We start from the raw sequence: 578 nt of genomic DNA on the forward strand, positions 1-578 counted from the left end.
TTGGTATTGCCGGTGATCTACAGTTGTATGAACCGCGACGAGAAAACCGTGCCAGTGGCCTCCTGAGGATTCTGGCGACTCCGCTTGTCTTCATAGCCAGGTAGCGTGCTGCCTGGCTATGTCATTTCTCCCCATGGTGTCAGTGACGTAATGAAATAATGCCAAAACGTTATGAGTGAAAGTGGCGGAGAGTGTGGTAAAAACAGAACGATGACATGATAACGACTGACGGCATAAGCCTCAGCGACATAATAACGACATTTGCCTGCCGTACCCTTGCAGGACCATGCCACTGTGCTGCATGGTGCGTTGATGATGATGTAAGGTAATTCTCTATGGATAAAGGACTGCATATGCCGGGTTCTGCGCGCGGGCTTAAAGTGGCCCAAATGCTTCAGACGATACTCAATGTTGGGTTATTATTGCTGGCGACCATTCTGGTGATTTTCCTGATGAAAGAGACATTTCATCTGGCGAAAGTGTTGCTGATCAGCAGTGAACAAGACTCTTCTTTTCAGCTCATCGAAGGGATTGTTATCTACTTTCTCTATTTTGAGTTTATCGCGCTCATCGTGAAG

The 578-nt window shown here is 47.2% G+C and carries 1 pseudogene; it reads left to right on the forward strand.

The features are described from left to right. Positions 1-353: 353 nt before the first annotated feature. Positions 354-578 (forward strand): annotated as a pseudogene (locus tag J5224_RS34235) (phosphate-starvation-inducible protein PsiE); the annotation flags it as partial.

Source organism: Candidatus Symbiopectobacterium sp. NZEC135 (assembly GCF_025962695.1).